Origin of the sequence: Pedobacter sp. B4-66, assembly GCF_018492665.1 — a bacterium.
In the GTDB taxonomy this organism is placed as follows: Bacteria; Bacteroidota; Bacteroidia; order Sphingobacteriales; family Sphingobacteriaceae; genus Pedobacter.
In genome coordinates, this window is sequence record NZ_JAFVME010000009.1 from 118888 (window position 1) to 139155 (window position 20268).

The 20268-nt window shown below is 36.9% G+C and carries 24 protein-coding genes and 1 tRNA gene; 7 read left to right on the plus strand and 18 right to left on the minus strand.

Translation table 11 applies throughout. The annotated features are described in order from the left end of the window. Positions 1-17: 17 nt before the first annotated feature. Positions 18-935 carry an endonuclease/exonuclease/phosphatase family protein gene (locus J1905_RS15465; protein ID WP_214228209.1) on the minus strand — a complete coding sequence of 306 codons (918 nt, stop codon included), beginning with the start codon at positions 933-935 and terminating at the stop codon, positions 18-20. 300 nt (positions 936-1235) lie between these two features. On the opposite strand from J1905_RS15465, the gene J1905_RS15470 reads away from it, so the two are divergent. Next, positions 1236-2345, plus strand: a complete 1110-nt coding sequence (locus tag J1905_RS15470) for an acyltransferase family protein (RefSeq protein WP_214228210.1) — start codon at positions 1236-1238, stop codon at positions 2343-2345. On the opposite strand, the gene J1905_RS15475 is transcribed toward J1905_RS15470, so the two are convergent. The 10 genes from J1905_RS15475 to J1905_RS15520 form a co-directional block, all read right to left on the minus strand. Next, positions 2342-4588, minus strand: a complete 2247-nt coding sequence (locus J1905_RS15475; protein WP_214228211.1) for a response regulator — start codon at positions 4586-4588, stop codon at positions 2342-2344. The genes J1905_RS15470 and J1905_RS15475 overlap by 4 nt on opposite strands. 27 nt (positions 4589-4615) lie before the next feature. Next, positions 4616-5206, minus strand: a complete 591-nt coding sequence (locus J1905_RS23830; protein ID WP_214228212.1) for a TlpA family protein disulfide reductase — start codon at positions 5204-5206, stop codon at positions 4616-4618. 369 nt (positions 5207-5575) lie between these two features. Next, the gene (locus J1905_RS15485) at positions 5576-5755 is read right to left on the minus strand and encodes a hypothetical protein (protein ID WP_214228213.1); all 180 of its coding nucleotides are present in this window, start codon (positions 5753-5755) and stop codon (positions 5576-5578) included. Positions 5756-5758: 3 nt separating this feature from the next. Next, entirely contained in the window at positions 5759-6412 is a 654-nt protein-coding gene (gene phoU / locus J1905_RS15490) for a phosphate signaling complex protein PhoU (RefSeq protein ID WP_214228214.1), read from the minus strand. 20 nt (positions 6413-6432) lie between these two features. Next, positions 6433-7230 (minus strand): phosphate ABC transporter ATP-binding protein PstB, encoded by a 798-nt coding sequence (gene pstB / locus J1905_RS15495; RefSeq protein ID WP_214228215.1) that lies wholly within the window; start codon positions 7228-7230, stop codon positions 6433-6435. Continuing rightward, positions 7206-8069: a phosphate ABC transporter permease PstA gene (gene pstA, locus J1905_RS15500; RefSeq protein WP_214228216.1), complete on the minus strand. Its 864-nt coding sequence runs from the start codon at positions 8067-8069 to the stop codon at positions 7206-7208. The genes pstB and pstA overlap by 25 nt, the downstream gene beginning before the upstream one ends. Then, positions 8062-8949 (minus strand): phosphate ABC transporter permease subunit PstC, encoded by an 888-nt coding sequence (pstC, locus tag J1905_RS15505; protein ID WP_214228217.1) that lies wholly within the window; start codon positions 8947-8949, stop codon positions 8062-8064. Before pstC ends, pstA begins: the two co-directional genes overlap by 8 nt. A 2-nt stretch (positions 8950-8951) precedes the next feature. Continuing rightward, positions 8952-9935, minus strand: a complete 984-nt coding sequence (locus J1905_RS15510; protein WP_250318114.1) for a PstS family phosphate ABC transporter substrate-binding protein — start codon at positions 9933-9935, stop codon at positions 8952-8954. Positions 9936-9963: 28 nt separating this feature from the next. Further along, complete coding sequence (locus tag J1905_RS15515; RefSeq protein ID WP_214228218.1) at positions 9964-10833, minus strand: universal stress protein; 870 nt, start codon at positions 10831-10833, stop codon at positions 9964-9966. A gap of 65 nt (positions 10834-10898) precedes the next feature. Beyond that, positions 10899-12182, minus strand: coding sequence for a hemolysin family protein (locus J1905_RS15520; protein WP_214228219.1), 1284 nt, complete (start codon positions 12180-12182; stop codon positions 10899-10901). A gap of 489 nt (positions 12183-12671) precedes the next feature. On the opposite strand from J1905_RS15520, the gene J1905_RS15525 reads away from it, so the two are divergent. Both J1905_RS15525 and J1905_RS15530 read left to right on the plus strand, forming a co-directional pair. Beyond that, on the plus strand, positions 12672-13025 hold the full coding sequence (locus J1905_RS15525) for a DUF6152 family protein (RefSeq protein WP_214228220.1): 354 nt from the start codon (positions 12672-12674) through the stop codon (positions 13023-13025). A gap of 3 nt (positions 13026-13028) precedes the next feature. Beyond that, the gene (locus J1905_RS15530; RefSeq protein ID WP_214228221.1) at positions 13029-13517 is read left to right on the plus strand and encodes a DUF6644 family protein; all 489 of its coding nucleotides are present in this window, start codon (positions 13029-13031) and stop codon (positions 13515-13517) included. A gap of 420 nt (positions 13518-13937) precedes the next feature. Here J1905_RS15530 and J1905_RS15535 read toward each other — a convergent pair whose 3' ends face one another. From J1905_RS15535 to J1905_RS15555, 5 genes are all read right to left on the minus strand, one after another. Beyond that, positions 13938-14597 carry a DUF998 domain-containing protein gene (locus J1905_RS15535; RefSeq protein ID WP_214228222.1) on the minus strand — a complete coding sequence of 220 codons (660 nt, stop codon included), beginning with the start codon at positions 14595-14597 and terminating at the stop codon, positions 13938-13940. A gap of 1 nt (position 14598) precedes the next feature. Continuing rightward, positions 14599-15081, minus strand: a complete 483-nt coding sequence (locus J1905_RS15540) for an SRPBCC domain-containing protein (RefSeq protein ID WP_214228223.1) — start codon at positions 15079-15081, stop codon at positions 14599-14601. 6 nt (positions 15082-15087) lie between these two features. Further along, complete coding sequence (locus tag J1905_RS15545) at positions 15088-15408, minus strand: ArsR/SmtB family transcription factor (protein WP_214228224.1); 321 nt, start codon at positions 15406-15408, stop codon at positions 15088-15090. Positions 15409-15605: 197 nt separating this feature from the next. After that, positions 15606-15773: a helix-turn-helix domain-containing protein gene (locus tag J1905_RS23835; protein ID WP_214228225.1), complete on the minus strand. Its 168-nt coding sequence runs from the start codon at positions 15771-15773 to the stop codon at positions 15606-15608. A 131-nt stretch (positions 15774-15904) separates the two neighbouring features. Beyond that, entirely contained in the window at positions 15905-16441 is a 537-nt protein-coding gene (locus J1905_RS15555; RefSeq protein WP_214228226.1) for a GNAT family N-acetyltransferase, read from the minus strand. Between the two features lie 368 nt (positions 16442-16809). Between J1905_RS15555 and J1905_RS15560 the strand changes: the two genes are divergently transcribed. Then, complete coding sequence (locus J1905_RS15560; RefSeq protein ID WP_214228227.1) at positions 16810-17277, plus strand: helix-turn-helix domain-containing protein; 468 nt, start codon at positions 16810-16812, stop codon at positions 17275-17277. A 151-nt stretch (positions 17278-17428) separates the two neighbouring features. On the opposite strand, the gene rsgA is transcribed toward J1905_RS15560, so the two are convergent. Then, entirely contained in the window at positions 17429-18340 is a 912-nt protein-coding gene (gene rsgA / locus J1905_RS15565) for a ribosome small subunit-dependent GTPase A (protein ID WP_250318115.1), read from the minus strand. A gap of 310 nt (positions 18341-18650) precedes the next feature. Between rsgA and J1905_RS15570 the strand changes: the two genes are divergently transcribed. Further along, positions 18651-19073, plus strand: a complete 423-nt coding sequence (locus J1905_RS15570; protein WP_214228228.1) for a GNAT family N-acetyltransferase — start codon at positions 18651-18653, stop codon at positions 19071-19073. Between the two features lie 56 nt (positions 19074-19129). Here the strand turns inward: J1905_RS15570 and J1905_RS15575 are convergent. After that, positions 19130-19203, minus strand: a tRNA-Ile gene (locus J1905_RS15575). Positions 19204-19255: 52 nt separating this feature from the next. On the opposite strand from J1905_RS15575, the gene J1905_RS15580 reads away from it, so the two are divergent. Together J1905_RS15580 and J1905_RS15585 are read left to right on the plus strand one after the other, a co-directional pair. Next, entirely contained in the window at positions 19256-19909 is a 654-nt protein-coding gene (locus J1905_RS15580) for an HAD family hydrolase (protein WP_214228229.1), read from the plus strand. A 14-nt stretch (positions 19910-19923) separates the two neighbouring features. Next, on the plus strand, positions 19924-20241 hold the full coding sequence (locus tag J1905_RS15585) for an Mpo1-like protein (protein ID WP_214228230.1): 318 nt from the start codon (positions 19924-19926) through the stop codon (positions 20239-20241). The last annotated feature ends 27 nt before the right edge of the window (positions 20242-20268 follow it).

Consider the following 20268-nt stretch of genomic DNA (forward strand, 5'->3'; position numbering starts at 1 on the left):
TGTAATTACGATGGCTTTTACCTTATTTTAAATGTTGTCACTACAAAACCATGATCAGAAGGGTATAAAATTTCTTTACTATTTAGTTTTATTGTGTCATTAAAAAACACCTTATAAGACTCAGATTTTATTGCTTTTAGCTTTGGGCTTTTGAAAAATATATAATCTATTCGATGGTCATCATTTTCGCCTTTAGTATGCCATGTAATACCAGGATGGGTCATAGCATTTGGATTCAAGGTTCTATAAGTATCTACCAGCCCGATCTCTTCTAATACTTTTGTTGAATACCAGGGAACCACCAAATTATTATGTATTTTCTTAGTATTCTTACCCCAATCCAAATGAGAAGGGGTATTTAAATCTCCACCAAGAATCATTGGTATTGAATCCGTTTCTGCAGCATACTTTTTTATATAGGGCAGCACCTTTTGTATCATTTCGTATTTAGCCCCTGATTTTTCCCAAACAAGAAGCTCTTCTGTCGTCTTACCTAATTTTTCAGGCTCATTTTCCCATGGTAAATAATGAAACCAATTCGAGAAAAATCTTATCTTTTGGTTTTGGATGATAACCTCTCTTCCACCCAAATAAAAAGGAAATTTAGTATCAACTCGTTCTCCAAAGGGATATCTTGATATTATTGACAAATTAACACTCTTATCATCTAAAGCAGTTCCTTCTGGAGCAATTAAATGAAAATTATACCCTAAGGAATCGGCTATTTCTTTACCGGAACCGTAAGTTTCCACCATCAATATTACATCCGGATTTATTTCTCTTATAATCTGTATGGCATGTGCTTTTCCATCCTCACAATCATTTGCTCCGTGCAATATATTCCAGGCCATTACTTTAAAAGTCCCAGGTTGCTTTTGAGCCTCGCAGTTTAAAAAAAACAATGTTAATGTTAAAAAGAATAGGGTAAATCTCATTTTGGGTTTTTATAAATTTTAAGTTTTAGAAGATTCAGTAATGTGTTACCGTGCTTAGATCAATCAAAAAATCTTTATGTACAAACATACAAAACACAAAAACACTATCATTTAACGATTAAACAACATAATTAGTAATAAAAAAACATAAATAGCACCATATGTACAAACATAATAATTTAATAATTATCTGCAAGTGTTTTTTTTCATACTAGAACAAATAGTTTAATGATCTATTTAGCAATAAAAATAACATATAATTTATATCTTACTCTTTGAGATAATAAATTTTAATACTTTATGATATTGCAAGAGCAGAAAAATGCGCGATTAATGTCTTTAGACGCACTCAGAGGATTTGATATGTTTTTTATCATGGGGCTAGCGGGATTAGTTCTTGCTATAACCAACCTATTCCCTGATTCCGGTACGATGATCTGGTTGGGAAAACAAATGGAACACGTGGAATGGAATGGATTAACTCATCACGACACCATCTTTCCGTTGTTCCTTTTCATCGCTGGAATTTCATTCCCTTTCTCATTGGACAAGCAACGGTCTGTAGGAAAGTCTAACAAGGAAATTTATTTCAAGATTATAAAACGAGGCCTAACGCTTGTCATATTGGGCTTTGTTTATAACGATTTGTTCAAATTGGATTTCGAACACCTACGTTATGCAAGTGTTTTAGCTCGTATCGGCCTTGCCTGGATGTTTGCAGCCTTGCTATTTGTGAAATTTAATACTAAAACCAATATCATTTTCGCTACAGTTATTTTAGTTGGCTATTGGTTATTACTCTGGTTAGTGCCTGATTCGGCTACTCCATTTTCTCTTGAGGATAATCTGGTTGGCACTGTTGACAGAATACTATTACCGGGTCAATTTGCTTATGGGGATTTTGATCCAGAGGGTATTTTGAGTACACTTCCGGCAATTGCTATGGCTTTATTGGGAATGTTTACCGGAAAACTGGTTCAATTGCCAAATGAACGAGTTTCACAGAAAAAGAAGTTAACTTATATGATTGTAACGGCTGTCGCGTTTATAACAATTGGGTTGTTATGGGCCACGGTATTCCCAATTAACAAAAAATTGTGGACAAGTTCGTTTGTGTGTGTTGTATCGGGCTACTCCATACTCTCATTTGTTTTATTCTACTATATCTTGGATGTAAAGGGATATACAAAGTATTCATTTTTCTTCCGTGTGGTTGGCCTGAATTCCATCACAATTTATCTGGCTCAGCATATCATTGATTTTGACCATATATCAAACTTCTTCCTTGGGGGAATAATAAACCACTCTCCCGAGAATATCGGGGTTGCGGTAAGTAAGGCGGGATACTTTGCAGCCTGTTGGTTATTCCTTTATTTCCTTTATAAAAAGAAGATTTTCATAAAGGTCTAATTGCTCCATTTTTCAAGTTTATCCATCAAGTCTTCCACGCGAATAGGTTTATCAATATAATCGTCCATCCCAGCATCTAAACAATCTTGTTCGTCGCCTTTTAGTGTATTGGCTGTTAACGCAATAATAACTGGCTGTTTCAATTGTTTTTCTCTGATCAGTCGAGTTGCTACTAAACCGTCCATTACTGGCATTTGTACATCCATGAAGACAATGTCATAATCTTTTTCATTAACAGCCTCAATGGCCTCTTCTCCATTTTTCACCACATCGGGTTTATAACCCAATCGATTAAGAATATTAACGATTACCAATTGGTTTATTAATTTATCCTCTGCTACCAGCAATTCGCAAGGGTAATTTGTTGAAAAATCAGCAGACAATTTGTTATCAGATACTTGTCCTTCTATTTCTGCATGCCTTCTTATTTGCAATGCATTTGAGACTTGTTTGCTAAGGATATGTTGGCGGATAGGTTTTGTCATGACCGAATAAAACAGACCGCGTTGATCTTCTTCAAATTGTTCGCCAATAGAACTAAGCAAAAGAATTGGAATAAGTGGAAAGCGTAGCTTCATCAACTTGGCCAGCATTACACCATCCATTCCAGGCATTTGCATATCTGTAATCACTAAGTCAATTGCCGAATCAAGAGACAGCATTGATAATGCCTGTTTAGCCGAACTGGCGGATATAGGTTGTAAGTTCCAATATCCAAGCTGCTTATTTAAAATGGTTAGGTTTGTATCATTATCATCAACAATCATTACCTTTTTGCCAGCATGTTCAGCCATGCTATAATTGGCGTATGGCAACAATAACTTAGTTCCAATTTGCGTACGCATCATAAATGAGAAGGTCGATCCCCTATCCAACTCACTCTCCACATTAATTTCTCCCCCCATAAGTTTGACAAGCTTTTCTGAGATTGCGAGGCCTAAGCCAGTACCACCATACTTACGGGTTGTAGAAGAATCAACCTGCGAAAAGGAGTTAAACAAATTACCCAATTTATCAGCTGCTATTCCAATACCTGTATCACGTACTGCAAATTTCAGTTCGAACTGTTCATTTTGTAAAATATCCCCAACAGAAACCTCTAGAAAAACCTCACCCTGCTCAGTAAATTTCATAGAATTTCCAACCAAATTGATCAATACCTGCCTCAGTCGTAGCTGATCACCAACAATTTGCGAAGGAACATCTTCTTCAATATGATATATTAAATCCAACTGAAGTTCGGCAGATTTAACTGCAAAAATATCAAGGACATCTTCAATACATTTCCGTAAATTAAAATCTTCAGACTCTAATTCCATATTGCCAGATTCTATTTTAGAAAAATCCAGTATATCGTTGATCACATTAATCAATGATTCGCCGCAATTAGCAATCACATCCGCAAACATATACTGCTCTTTGTTCAAATCAGTTTCCTTTAAAAGCATCGCCATCCCCATTACCCCATTCATTGGGGTGCGGATCTCATGACTCATGTTAGCTAGAAAGATGCTTTTGGCCTGATTCGCTCCATCGGCTTCAGCTCTGGCTTTTTCCAATTCTAAATTAGATATCTTAAGCTTCTCATTGGCTCTTCCCAATACCTCTTCATTCTGTTTCCGAACCAATGATAGTTGAGCTTCTTTTTGTAGTTCGGCCATCGCTAAGGTCTGAGCAACCTGTCTTTCATTAGATTTCCTTAATAAGTAGGCCCATAATCCACAGATAAAAAAGATCATGGCGGACAGCAATATATGAACTACAAAGGTCTGCAAATCAAAATAATTCAACTGCGTAAAATAGATTCCACTTACCCCACTATTTTGCAAATAGCCAAATACCGCATGATGAACCATCACCACAATTAGCATAGGTATCTGTAGTTTCCATTTCTCATAGGAGATTAGCAGTGTGCTGCCAATAAAGGCAAAGAAATGCATTTCGAATAGTCCATGCATCTGGAAAATAAACTGCGCCATAAAAATACCCAGCACTGCACTTAAAACGTATTGATAAAGATCGGATGATGGTAAAAAATATTTTACCGAATAATAAGCCACCAAAGAAAGCCCACCTACTCCAAATGCAATTAACCAGGTATCATAAAATTGAGCAAAGATTAGCCCCACTATGAAGTATCCCCATAAAAAGTAATTCATTAAACGATCCGTTCTTTCCTTAACACCCAAGAAAAGTAGACGGTTTTGGTTATCAGAATTAGTAATATGATTGTTCGAAATCATTGCTTAAATCAGTTCAAAAATTAATTATTATTTGCAGTCTGGTAAAGTACAACCATAGGATCTTAGTGCTGCCTCACTGAAAACCAGATTAGTTTGTTTTTTCAACAAACCACTCAGTGCTATTTTTGCAAAGCTAGTTTTTTCATCTGTACAATAACGAGTAGTATTATAGTTGCCTCTATAATATAAATGTTGAGCCTGATCTAGTAAAACTGCCTGAGGAGTAGAATACACACCACAAGCTGAAGCAAGAGTTTCATCAAATAGAATAGGGATTTGGAGGCCAAACTTATTTTGGATGGTTTCTGAAGTAAAAGATTTTGGACTCAATACCACCACTCTAAAATCAATACGATCGCCGTACTCTTTAACCAGTGATTTAAAATGCTTCATATTAAATCGTGAACAGGGACACTCTGGATTAAAAAAATGGAGAAAAATAGGTTTACTATGGTTATTGTTCAAAGCTTTGTTAACTATCAAACTTCCTGTCTCAATTGATTTATAATCTTTAGGAATTGGAGTTGGCAATTGGTAAATGATATCGTTGTACCAAAATAGATATCCAATGGCAGAAAACAATAATACTAACCAAAAAAACACGAGAGCTTTTTTCATATTGAAATACAAAATAATAGTAAATAGATTGTGTTTGCAAGACAAACAACGTCATTTATTATATTAAACGGAAAGAAACATAAAACATATTTGATGTTTCCACCCCAAAAGTAAACACAGAAAATCAATTCAATGGTGCGATCAATGTACTTTTAAATTTAGATTTACTATATAAAAATGTGAAAATCGCTTTAAAAAGAGAGACAATTGGTTCGATCTTTCCGGAAAAATTAAGTTTTTATGGACCACAACATCGAACTTCAAGACTGTACGAAATTAGATGCAACATCATACTGATTCCCAAAAAGTTAAAGGTTAAAAAGTGGTCAAAATCTGAGTTAACAGACTTGACCACTTTGGTAGGCCCAGCTATGAAAGCCATTCACAAGCTTCATTCTCATCAAAGAAGATACTTGATGAATGCTTTTCGTCTCGCTCTTTAGCTTGCATGGATAAGCCGTGCAAGGACAAACAATCATACGTTTTACTAAAACCAACAAATTGAGCTAAGGCTTCATTTCCTGTATGGATTTGATGTCTTAGCTGCATGTCTTATTTGTGTTTAAGTACTTTTGCTTCAAGATAGAAAATGATTTCTTCCGCTATATTTTTACCTTGATCACCCACCCGCTCCAGTTTGCGTATAACAGAAAGGACATTTAGCGCCTGCCCGGTCTTATCTAGATGGTCTTTGATGTACCTTGTAATGAATTGATGAGCCTCCGCATTGATCTCATCAAGCAGTTCATCTTTCTTAAAAATACTCCTGGCCAGTTGTGTATCTTCTTTCTCAAAAGCCATCAGTACATCTTTTACTATATGGATGGAGGCCTCAAACATCACCTGGAACCTGGTGCATTCCAGTAAAGTTTCATCAAAAGATTCCTTTTCGTTGGTAATTAACTTACTGATACCTTCTGCAATATCACCAATACGCTCCAAATTACTATTAATTTTTAGCGTAGCAAGCACCATGCGTAGATCTACAGCTACCGGATTAAAAAGCGCAAATATGTTTTCACAATCCCTATCTATTTTTAGTTCATAAGAATTCACTCGTTTTTCATTTGAAATTACTTCCCTCGAGAGATCCTTGTCAAATGTTTTAAGAGAGATAAGCGACTTATCAAGTTGTGAAATCACCAACTCCCACATTTCTATAATATCCGTTTTCAATGACTTCAATTCTGACTGTAAATGTGTCATATCTTTTATGTTTTAATTCATTATCCAAACCTACCTGTAATATAATTTTGAGTGGCCTCCTTTGAAGGATTGGTAAATATTTTGTCAGTTTTATCGAACTCAATTAGTTCTCCTAAATAGAAAAAAGCGGTTTTATCACTAACCCGGGCAGCCTGTTGCATATTATGGGTTACAATTACTATTGTAAACTGATCCTTCAGCTTATAGATCAACTCTTCGATCTTTGCTGTGGAAATGGGATCAAGAGAGGATGCAGGTTCATCCATTAATAAGACCGATGGTTTAACAGCGATGGCTCGCGCAATGCAAAGCCTCTGCTGTTGTCCCCCTGATAAGGCTAGCGCAGATTTGTTGAGATTTTCTTTTACCTCCTCCCATAATGCCGCTTGTATCAGTGCTGCCTCCACAGTTTCCTGCAAAACAGATTTTGAACTTTCCCCATTGATGCGCAGACCAAAAGCAACATTCTCAAAAATAGATTTGGGAAAAGGATTTGGTTTTTGAAATACCATCCCTATTTTTTTTCGGTACTGATATACATCAATCATATTTTTGTAGATATCAACATCATCTACCATCACACTTCCTGTTATAGTCACATTTTCAATCAGGTCGTTCATCCGGTTAAAACAGCGTAAAAAAGTAGACTTCCCACAACCAGAAGGACCTATGAAGGCAGTAACAGTATTTGGCGCTATTTTAATTGAAATATCTTTCAACGCCTGCTTGCTGCCATAATGTAAGTTAAGCCCTTCAGCCCTTAGCTTATAAACACCATAAGGGCTACCTTCAGTTATATAGCTATCTTTTTGTACCATCTGTTTCTTAAATAAATAGCTGTACCGTTTAGTATAAAAGTAAACAACAACAAGACAATGATACCAGCGGCGGCGTTGACCACAAAACCTTGTTGAGGACGTGATGTCCAGTTAAATATTTGGATAGGCAGAGAGGTATACTGATCCATCGGCCCCTCCGGTATAAAAGGGACATAAGCTAAAGCCCCTACCACAATCAAAGGAGCTGTTTCCCCTATTGCCCTGGAGGTTGAGAGTATAATTCCGGTAAGTATACCACCAAAGGAAGCCGGCAAAACCACTCTGCGTATGGTTTGCCATTTGGTGGCACCAAGTCCGAATGAGGCTTCACGTAAAGAATCAGGAACAGCTTTTATAGCCTCTCTTGTAGACACAATAATGATTGGCATAATTAAAAGTGCAAGTGTAAGTGCCCCGGCAATGATGCTGTTACCAAGACCTGCCGTTCTTACAAACAATTGTAATCCAAGAATCCCATAAATAACGGAGGGAACCCCGGCAAGATTAGAAATGTTGATTTCTACAAACTTTGCCAGCTTGTTTCGTTTGCCGTATTCCTGCAGATAAATACCAGACAATATGCCTATTGGTAAAGCTATAATTATTGTAAAAAATAAAAGACCTACCATACCCGCAAGCGCTGTATAAATTCCCGATTCCTCGGGATGCCTGGAGGGCAGGTTGGTAAAAAAGGACCAATTGATTCGCTGTATCCCTTTAAGGAGTATATCAATCAATAATATCAATAAGGTAAGTAGGACTAGGCCGGTGCATAAAGCGGCAAATACTTTGAAAAGTCTGTCTTGGAATCGGGGGCTAATTAAGTGTTTCTCATTCATAATGCTGCTGATATTTTTTCCTCATCCAGAAACTGATATTGTTGAGTAGGAAAGTAAATACAAAAAGCATAATCCCTGCTGCAAATATGGTGCGGTATTCTAGCGAATCCTGGGGTACATCCCCCATGCTCACTTGTACAATATAGGTGGTAATGGTTTCAACAGATTCCAGTGGATTAAAAGTAAGTCTGGGTTGTTGACCAGCAGCTATCGCTACAATCATGGTTTCACCAAGTGCCCTGGAAATGGCCAGGATCACTGAAACTACAATACCTGAACTGGCTGCCGGCACAATGACCTTGAACGCAGTTTGAAACCTGTTGGCACCAAGTCCATAGGAAGCCTCCCTTAAAGATTTTGGCACTGCCCGTAACGCATCTTCACTTAAGGAAGTGATGTAAGGAATAATCATAATTCCCATTACCATTCCCGGAGAGAGGGCATTAAAGCCTGCCAGACCAGGAATGATTTTTTGAAGTAATGGCGTTACAAATTGTAATGCAAAAAAGCCATAAACAACTGTTGGAACCGCAGCTAGTATTTCAAGTAGGGGTTTAACCACAGCCGTAAATCTTTTAGAAGCATATTCATTTAAAAACACTGCAATGGTGATACCTACTGGTACTGCTACTAAAATGGCGATTGCCGTAGTGAGCAGGGTTCCGCAAAGCAGGGGCATAATGCCAAAATGCTGGTCTTGAAATAAAGGTGTCCATTGCGTGTCAGTTATAAAATCAACAAAAGATACCTCCTTAAAAAACTTAAAGGCATCAACTGACAAAACCAAAATAATGCCCACTGTAGTCAGTACAGAAACCATACTACATAGGACCATCATCCATTCTATAACTTTCTCAGATTTGATCTTTATACTGGCCATAATTACTCTTGCAAGGATAAAAGTTGTAGCAGATTTGCGCCCACCGTGGATTTGTTTTCAAAAACAGAACCGGTACTTCCTTTCATAAAACGCTGATAAGATAAACGATATACCGCTTTAGGCAAAGGCACATACCCCACCTCTTGCGCCAAGGAAGCCGCATGTTCCAAATAAAAATATACAAAATCCTGTACATATGCTTTTTTTGCTGATTTTAGGTTTACATAAATGAATTCAGGCCTAGAAAGTGGCTGGTACTTCCCATGTTGAACTGTTGAATCGTTCGGAAATACAGCTTCACTTTCTTTATTATATTTAACCGGAACCAATTTGAGTTTAGTTTTATTTTCTGTAAAATAAGCTAAACCAAAATACCCCAGTCCGCCGACATCTGAAGATACCCCCTGTACTAGAACATTATCATCCTCACTCGCGGTATAATCTCCTCTGGAAGCTTTTGCTTTTCCGTTAATGGCCTCAGTAAAATAGTCATAGGTTCCCGATGAAGTACCTGCACCATATAAATTTAAAGGCAAATCCGGCCATGAACTCCGAACCTGTTTCCAAGTCTTGATCTTTCCCTGACTTTGAGGTGACCACATTTTTTTCAGTTCTGCGACAGTAATGTAATCCACGAAAGTATTTTTAGGGCTAACGACAATGGCCATACCATCATAGCAAACCGGTATTTCAATAAATTCAATCCCGTTTTCCCGGCTTATTTTCAGTTCCTCAGGACTGATCGGACGTGAAGCATTGCTAATATCGGTTTCTCCTCTCAAGAATTTTTTAAAACCTCCACCGGTACCAGATATTCCAACAGTGATTCTGATGTCAGCATTGTGTTTTCTGAATTCTTCAGCTACAGCTTCCGTTAATGGATAAACACTGCTCGACCCATCAATATTCATTTTTCCATTGTATTCCTTAAAACAAGAACACAACATTAATGGCAGTAACAGTAGTAAAAAGTAAGATCTGGACATACCATAAATTTTGATTTTCCTCGACAGGTCATTTGAGTTTTTCTTCTTTGAACAGCAATAAAGGTAAATGAATATGATAAGCTAGCTTCCTGGTCAGACTGCTATGAAATAGGTTCTCAAAAAACCCATATGCCTTTGGTACTGCAATGACCATTTGCATTTGATGTTCATCCGCAAAATCCATTACCCCCTTGGCAATATCCTCGTTATCTGTGTAATGATACTCAGGCTGCTCATTATCCCATAACTGGTGCAGGGCGGTCATCTCCGCTATAGTATCAGGATTAAAGCGTTCTTCATTATGATCAACATTTAAGATGGATAATTTTGCGCCCAGTTTGTTTACCATACGTTTAATAGCAAGTGCAGGTGTGGTCTGTGAAACTTTCTTCAGATCGCAGGCAAAAACAACCTTCTCTATTACATTGAATGTTGTATGCTCCGGTACAATCAATAAGGGAATAGCGGTAATCCGGGCAACACGAATCGTGTTGCTACCAATGAAAGTTCGCTCCAGCTGGTTTTTACCAGCTATCCCCATCACCACAAGCCCCGCAGGTTGATCCTGGTTATAACTATTGACAATCTCATCCAGAGGGCGTTGATCTATGGAGGTTTCAATAACCATTCTTTTGTTGAAGCGGGATTGTAACTCATCCTGTAAGGTCGTGAGCTGTTTTAAACATCTTTGATGTTCCTGTTCTGTAAGTCTGATGCTCTGCGTACTCATTTCCATTGTGGTTGGAACATGTTCTGAATAACAGATTAGTAGACGCGAGGCATTCAACTGTCCCGCTAAAGCTACAGCATAGTTTGTTGCATTCAAAGCTGCATTAGAAAAGTCAGTAAAAATGACTATTGTTCCTGCATTGTTTCCAGGTTCTGCTGAAATTCCCATGATGCTTTTTTATTATACAAAGCTGTATATGAAACAAATAACAGACAGAAAAGTTTGAAATTACACTAATTTAAATCAACTTTAGTCATTAATACCTGGTCTATCCGTACACCATCCATATCCACAATCTCGAATTTAAAATTTTCGTATTCAACAATGTCCCCTTCATGAGGCATGGCTTTTAGGTGATCCATCATAAAGCCGGAGACTGTTGAATAATGCGATATATTGTTTTCGATGATCTCCCTTACAAAAAACTGGTTCAGCTCAAAAATAGAAGTCCTTCCGTTAAGCAGGTAACTGCCGTCTTCCCTGCGAATGATGTGATTTTTATTTATTTCATCTTCGTCCGGTAAATCGCCAACAATGGCTTCAATTAAATCATGAAGTGTAATCACCCCGCGAACACTTCCAAACTCATCCACCACAACACCCAAGTATTGCTTTCTATCTTTAAATATATTCAGGATCTTAAAAGCCGGAGCGTTCATAATCACATAAATTGGTTTGGTTAAAATCTGGTCAAGACTAAAATCTTCACGGCTATAATTCTCCAACAGATCTTTAATGCTAATCACCCCCATAGGTTTATCCAGGATACCATCGGCCACTATAAACCTGGAATGGACACTTTCTTTCACCTTATTAAAAATAACTTCCTTACTTGAATTATAATTGATCCATTCAACTTCCGAGCTATGTGTCATCAATGATTTTGCAGTCTGATCAGTAAAGGAAAACAGATTCTGAAAAGCCTCGCTTTCTTCATTTCCCAAAACACCTTGCTTGCCAGCGGTTTTCAGCATAAACCTGAGTTCATCTTCACTAATTTTTTCAACTTCATTTTCTTTAATCCCCAACAGTTTGAGAATTAAAGAGGTAGAAATAGAAAGCAGTTTAACAAAAGGAAAAGTAATTAGAGTAAAAATCCTGATCACCGGAACACAGAACAAAGAAATCCGCTCCGAATTGTTCATAGCGATAGTCTTGGGCACAAGCTCCCCCACTACAATGGTAAAATAGGTAATACCCCCTATCACAATAATCAAGGAAACCGTATGCAACGAATCACCCAGAAAAGTTAATCCGGAAAGCAAAACGACCATATCATCAGTAAGCGCAGCCCCACCATAAGCACCTGAAATAATACCTATAAGGGTAATTCCAACCTGAACAGAAGAAAGAAAATTCTCCGGGTTATCCAGCAGTTTAAGCACTGTCTTTGCATTGGCACTACCCTGAGCAGCCAAGTGTTCAATCCTGCTTTTTTTTACTGAGACCAGTGCAATTTCAGATAAAGCAAAGAAACCATTCAATAAAGTCAGGACAAATATGATCAGTAATTCCAAAATACAGACATTTAGTGCTTCTCAAATATAAATAAAATAAGATTATGCTTTTATTGCCATGGAATTAAGATTTAAAACAGTATCCCCAAGTGGTTGAGTGGATTATTCTGACTCAGTGCTACAATCAATGGTTCAGGTTCACTAATATTCCATCGGGTGGGCAATATAAACTTCGAATAGACCATAGCCGAATATGGATTAGGTTTATCATTATAAGCAGAGACAGTAATCAAAGTAACCGCATCACGGGAGCCAGTAGTTAACTCGTGTTGCTCAACTAATTAGACCAAATGACAACGAATGAATAAGATAATGAAAGCAACAGGATAACAAACGTCCCAACAGATTTCCCTAGTCAAAAACAATATTATTTAAAGGTTTGTTATTAGGCAAACAGATTGACATGGAATCATTTGAGAGACAGATTTTAGAACTGACAATTGAACACAATATATAAATTACATTTAATCAATATTAAATCTGAAGGTTATGAACCATTTAAAAAACATTTCACTGATAGTTTTGTCCTTTCTTTGTTTTTCATTCACAGTTTTCCATCACGGCTGGGCTGATTATGACCAAAAAAAAGTACTGGATTTTAAAACCATAATTGAAGAGTCTGTTTATGAAAACCCACATGCTATGGCAAAAGTAAAATACAAAAAGCAAATATGGACTGTTTATCTTGCACCTACAAGTCGAATGACAGCGCGCGGGTTAACTTCAGATATGATTAAGAAGGGCACAGAAGTAAGATTAGTTGCCTATCCGCACAAAGCAAAAAAAACGGAGATGCGTGCTGAACGAATATTTGTGGATAGTGTAAAGTACGAATTGCGTTAAAACGTGCTGTTATTTATAGCTGATATTCTCCACTGGTTAGAAAATACCAGCTGGGCAATTGGCATCCGCCAATCCTTATGGTTATACCCTGTTTTGGAAATTGTGCACCTCACTGGGATTGTGATTCTGGTAGGTGCAGCATTTATGTTCGACCTGCGCCTATTGGGATTTTCCAATAATCTTTCAGTATACGGTTTAGCACGTCATTTACTTCCCTGGTCACAGAGAGGTTTATTACTCATTATTCCATCAGGGATATTATTGTTTATCACTAATTCACAAACATTGGGAACAGATCCAACCTTTTGGCTAAAAATGATTCTATTGATACTTGCAGCAATTAATGTACTGGTTTTTCACAAATGGATATTCAAACATCAAATCAATTCGAAAGCTCAGGGTAAAATCATTTTGTCTTCAAAAATATCTGCCTTAATTTCCATTATGGTTTGGGTAGCAATTATTGCCTGCGGCCGTTTACTTGCCTATTAATTTTTAGTTCAAGGCGTTACGGTCTCGATATCTGTACCATCCTCATCGCTTTTATCCTGACTTACTTATGGATTTTGAGAAGCCGTGCCATTGTCTTCCCCATTAGTTTCCTCACCAGTTAAAAAAAAATTGTAAAACCTGCTTTTACGGGGCTTCCTAAAAGCATAGTTACTGACGGTAATCAGTATCAGAAAAACAAAAATCGTCTCCAAATTTCTTTGTAAGACTGTTTTATAATGGGCCCAACTGGGCGTTTCTCGAACCATTTCCTATCTGACTTGCGCTTAATCGATGATTTGGCAAAAAAGCTACTATCGTTTAGGCTACGTGGTGCCCCGACTTACCCAAATAAATTTCACATGATTTATGAGTTAGAATCTTATTTTAGAAAATTGATATAGTAACTCTATTTGTCTCAGACTAGTTTATTTTCATCTGTGTCTTTAGATTAATATTTGAGGCATTCATAAATAAGGTAGAGCAAATCCAAATCCAGATCGCACAGCAAATTATTACAACTCTTCCCAACCATCCAACGGCTGTTTCAGGTGTCAATATTCCATTTGTTTTGCTTAAAAACACTCCCAAAGTAACAATCAAGCTAATTTCAAATAGCCATAACAAAGCTGTAATTACAAATATCTTATTCTTATATTTATTAAGCACTTCTTGTTTGTAGAATTGATATAAAATAAAAAGTGTAGCTAAAACCATAAATCCTAACAAACCTGCAGCACTACTATGAATTTGTCCGCTTGTGGTCATTTGCTCTGCAGTAGTACCTGCCCGGTCTGTATTCCAAATTGCTGCGACGAAATTTCCTACGGAGGAAACGATGAGTAGCCAGCCCCCAATCTTAGAGCCTAATCTGGGGATATTTTTTACGATGTAATACCCTAGTCCCAAAAAAGACACACCTAGAGAGCAAAATGCTATATTCATCAACCATCCCATTTTCCCCAAGGCATATTCACTAATAGGCTGCCATTTTGGATTTACGTTTGAATCAATTAAATGTAAAAGAGCAAGTAATGTAATAAATACAATAGAACTATACCTGGAAATATTCAGCAGTTTCATATCACATTGATTTTAATAAAACATCCAATCTCTCATGTGAATCAACTACGCCGCTTTCCATTCCAGATTGGATGTGCCCATCCCTGTCTTCCACAGACTTATAAATAACTTGAATAGAAATTTTACTTCTTTCTCCCTCCAGGTTCTCAAAGTTCAGAAATTCCAGTGAAACATGGCCTCGAAAAGGCATTCCCTCGTATTCAAATGTTCTGATAATTCTTTCAGGATCACAAACTTCATGTATTACTCCGTTAAAAGTGTGTAGCATTCCACTTGTATCTTTGTGTGAAAATCGCCAGGAGCCGTGAGATTGATTATTTAATTTATGAATGGTGGTTTCCATTTCTTTTGGCCCCATCCATTGGAGAAGCAAATCAGGCTCAGAAAAAGCTCTAAAAACCAATTCTCTCGGTCCATCGAACTCTCTAATAATGAAAAGCTCCTGTTTGCCTTCCTCGGCTAAAATTTGTGTCTTGTTACTCATTACTATTTATTGTTTTTTTAATTTATTAATTATAATGTCAATCCGATCAAACCTATCTTCCCACATTTGTTTAAACGGTTCAATAAAGTCAGCCACCTCTTTCATTTTTTGAGGATTGAAATGGTAATATATTTCTCTCCCTTTTTGCTCTTGTTGAAGTAGTTCGCATTCAGTCAAAATTTGGATATGTTTCGAAATCGTTTGCCTTGTACTGTTAAATTCTTCGGCGATAGCACTTGGTGTTAATGCTTGACTAGCGATTAACACCAAAATTGCTCTTCGGGTTGGGTCAGCTATAGCTTGAAATACATCTCGTCTTAATTCCATTACGCAGTTATTTGACTGCAAATATATACGAAGCCATTTAACTGCGCAAATTTTTGTTAACATTTTCTTCACTCATAGGTCTGATGATTTGTGGATGTTGTTTACTAAACATCAACAACAAAAATCGTCATGCCATAAAGAATAAAAAATACGTTAACAGGAGATTTGACTACGTAAATTAACTTAGGAACAACGGGTTAACCACAATTCTGAACGTTAAATACGCCATATTCCAGCTTTCGAATCAATTCAAGACGGCTATGAGTATTAGTTTTGGACATCATATTTTGGATATGCGTGGTTACCGTTCTTTCCGCAATATGCAGACGTGCAGCGATTTCACCGGTATGATAGCCATCATGCAATAATTTGTTTGTCAGCTGGCTGTGCTTTTATCAATTGATTGAAAACTTAGTTAAAAAAATTAGAAGGTTATTGTCGATTGTGATAATTAAGACGGATTCTTCCAGGGAAGGCCTCGCCAGGTGATTCAAACTTATCCCAATTCAAATTCTGTTGCATATTTAACTGTTCCATTTACACCTTGAAGCGCATTTTCCACAAGTTCAATAGCTAAACAATTTTCATCCGGTACGCTGAACGGAAGTCTAATTCCATAATTCTTAAGCATTTTGTATCCGAATTTGGGATAGTACTTGTCGTGCCCTAAAAGAATTATCGAGCTAAACCCTAAATCTTTAGCTCTTAAATGAGCGAATCGAATTAGTTTTCCACCAATTCCTTTTTCTTGAAATTCCGGTAGTACCGCAATAGGGCCTAAAGCAAGAGACCCCGTCTCCTTATGGGGCTCGTCAATTATTTTAACCTTAGTCAGCAAGACATACCCAATGATCTTGCGGTCAAATTCGCAAACGATAGATAGTTCAGGGACGAAAGCATCGGACTTTCGTAACCTTTCGACTAGAAATTGCTCTTTGTGATCGCTCTCTTCCATTTTAGCGAATGCCTGTTCAATCAAATGAAATACGGCATTTGTGTCTGTTTTTTCTTCTGTTCTTATTTTGATGTCCATTATCGTGCTTTCTTATATAAAGTATAACTAGTTGATTAAGATTTCAGTAAACATGCTGCGTTAAGAAATCAAAGTTCTCTAATTAATAGTAAAAGGACTTCTTCGATATTGCTTTTCTGTTTCTTTAGAAATCGAGACTTGATCTACTTTAAAAGAAAAAATTCTATATTTACACTTTATGAAAAATATAAATTCCCTTTCCTGTACAATAGAGGCCTAGCTACAGGTTAGACTATCTTTTATTGTGAATAGTGTCATTACCTGTGGCATTAATCTTTTGTCCAATTAACCCAAATAGTAATTGTTGCGACTTTGCGTGGGTCGAAAATTGATCTACGCCTCAATCGCTGTAAAAAAAGAATAAGGAAATGGAAACATCCTCCAATATTATTATATGTCAAAAAATTAATAAAGATCAAACAAAGGTTTCTCAACAAATTATCCAACCCTTCGACCGAAAAGATGAATTAGATCTCGTCGTCAGGCTAAGGCACAATCCTTCATTTGATAAATTATTCCATGATAATTACCTGGAAAAGAGAATCATTCAGGCAATGAACTATATTGAAAAAAACTACGCCGAAAAGATGTATCTCAATGAAATTGCAAAGGAGGCCTGTCTTTCGAAATTTCATTTTATTCGGATTTTCAAACAAATGAATGGCATGACGCCTCATCAATACTTAACTTTTGTACGAATTGAAAAAGCGAAACAAATGTTGAAGATAGAGAGAGCAGTTTCTGAAGTTTGTTTTGCTGTAGGTTTTGAAAGTATTACTTCTTTCAGTATGCTGTTTAAACGGGCCTCTGGTGTATCACCATCCTTATATTTGTAAAACAGCCACTCAGTTAATACGTAGAGGATGCTTCATTATTAAAAAGATGAGCATCCTCTTTTTTTATTCGTTTTACAATGAAAGAATGTCTTGAAACAAAAAAGAGGATATATCATGATTATGACATATCCTCTAATAACATGAAAATCAATCAACGTTTTTTTATTCTCTTAGCCTCATCTGAAATTCTTGCAAAAGATTTAGCTCTTTTGCGCTTTTCATATTCAGAAGTCGAAAAATGCCAAGATTCTTGTCGCAACTTGAGGTAACTCCTGTATACATCAGGTTCTAAAAGGCCCCTGTTTACAGCTTCGACGACCGCACAGGCGGGTTCATCAACATGCATACAATTCTCAAAACGGCAGGATTCTGCAAAATCAGAAACATCGAACATATTTGCTAATGCGCTAGAATTGTCCGAGGCTAAGTCAAATTCTCTTACACCTGGTGTATCTATTAAAATGCCACTGTCATCCATCAGTACCATTTCTCTTCGGGTTGAGGTATGTCTCCCTTTGCCTGAAGATTTGCTTATTTCAGCTGTTAAAAATACTGTCCGTTCACACAATACATTGATTAATGAACTTTTCCCAACACCTGATGATCCCACAAATACGATCGATTCTCCCTGGCTGACAAATTTCCGAACAGGAAGGATTGTTTCTGGAGAAAGTATACTTGTGAAAAATACGGGTATCTGTCGAACGATATGTTTCAACGATTCATCTACTTGATGAGGATTGAACTCTACATCAGATTTAGTGAGTATCAATATCGGCTGTATATTTTCTTCCAATACCTGAAACATAAAGCGCTCAGTTCGGCGAACGCTGAAATTGGCATCAAGGCTCTGTACAATAAATGCTTTATCGATATGGGATGCAATAGCCTGTCTGTCAGATATTGTTCCGCTCTTTCTTCTGTATAACGTATTTTTACGCGGTAAAATATCAATGATTATTCCTTTGTTATCGTCAAAAGGTTGAAAGATAATCCAATCGCCTGTACAGGGAAGTTCAAATGATGACCTTCCATAAAGCACATTACCGCTTAGCTCGCACAATAGTACACCGCTCTCGGTAACAGCCTCAAAATACTAATTAAGGCACATAAAAATCTTCTTAAAAATACAAAACCCTCTTTACGGACTGTAAAGAGGGTTTGTGGACCCAACTGGGCGCTTCTCGAACCATTTCCTATCTGACTTGCGCTTAATCAATGATTTGGCAAAAAAATGTATAGACCTTGTAACAAGTAATTTTGGAAATAAAAATCGAAAGGAAATTAAATAGAACACACAAGCGTATTTTTTAACTTAGGTTCAGTATTTGGTGCATATAAATTCCAATTTTTGCTATTCTAAATTTACAATTATGATTAGAAAAATTAAAGTGACGGATTATCCACGTTTGATAAAAATATGGGAGAGTTCCGTACTAAATACACACGATTTCCTGAAAGAGGAAGACTTTACTTATTATAAGGAACAGATGCCTGTGTATTTTGAACATGTTACGCTATGGGGATTTGAAGAAGATGGTGTTTTAGTCGGATTTATGGGATTTGCCGAAGAAAATCTTGAAATGCTATTTGTTCATAACGATTTTCGTGGTAAAGGAGTGGGGAAAAAGTTGATTATGTATGCAATAGATAATTTAAAGGTAACCAAAGTAGATGTGAATGAGCAAAATACTCAAGCGGTTGGTTTTTATAAAAATATTGGATTTCATATTTTAAATAGATCAGAATTAGATGGGCAGGGCAAAGAATATCCAATCTTGCACATGGGATTATAAAAAAGGCACCTACGAAAAAAGCCGCTTCTATTATCTAGAAACGGCTTCTTAAGCAGTGGGCCCAGCTGGGCTCGAACCAGCGACCAAAAGATTATGAGTCTTCTACTCTAACCAACTGAGCTATAGGCCCCGAAAATCTTATTAGATTTTGCGAGTGCAATGTTACATATTTGTATCCAATTATGGAAACAGTTTTAGCACAAAAAATAAAAAATATTATTTTCGATTATGGCAATGTGATATTCGAAATAGACTTCTTAAGAACTCAAAATGCTCTTTTACAATTAGGTATAACCGATGTTCAGCAGTTTTTTGCACACAAAAATCACAATGAAATATTTAACGATTTTGAGACCGGATCTATCACTCCAGCACAATTTCGAGACAAAATACGTCAAGCTGCCAACAATTCAAGCCTAACCGACGAGCAAATTGACAACGCATGGAACAGTTTATTGGTGGGTGTTCCCTCTCCGGCAGTGCATGACACACTACTTAAAGTAAAACAAAAGTACCGCACATTTCTACTAAGCAACAATAACGAAATCCACTACAACTGGATTGTTGATTACCTGAAAAGAGAATATAATGTTGCCGATAACAATCACCTGTTCGAAAAAGCATATTACTCTCAACAAATGTTCCTTCGCAAACCTAATGTGGAGATATTTGAACAAGTGATAAAAGAAAACAACCTTAAACCGGAGGAAACCTTGTTTATTGATGACAGCCCTCAACATCTTGTTGGAGCGAAACAAGCGGGCCTTAACACACTTTTAATGGATAAACACCCTAAAGATCTGGAGCAATTTTTAGCTGATCATCATATCTTATAGTTAAATTTGTACCCATGACTGAAAAAAGATTTAAATCTCTTAAAGAGTTTTATCCCTTCTACCTAACCGAGCATACCAATCTTACCAGCCGGATATTACATTTTATTGGAACCTTGCTGGCTGTATTGCTTTTATTTACATCGATACTGTTTCACGACTTACGTTTTGTGATAGGTGTTCCAATTGTAGGATATGGCTTCGCCTGGGTAGGTCATTACTTTTTCGAAAAAAACAAACCTGCTACTTTTCAGTATCCGTTTTACAGCTTAGCTAGCGATTTCATTTTATTCTGGGACTTACTAACAGGAAGTCAACCATTCAAAGTAAAATAAAAAGATATAAAAAAAGGTAATATGCCC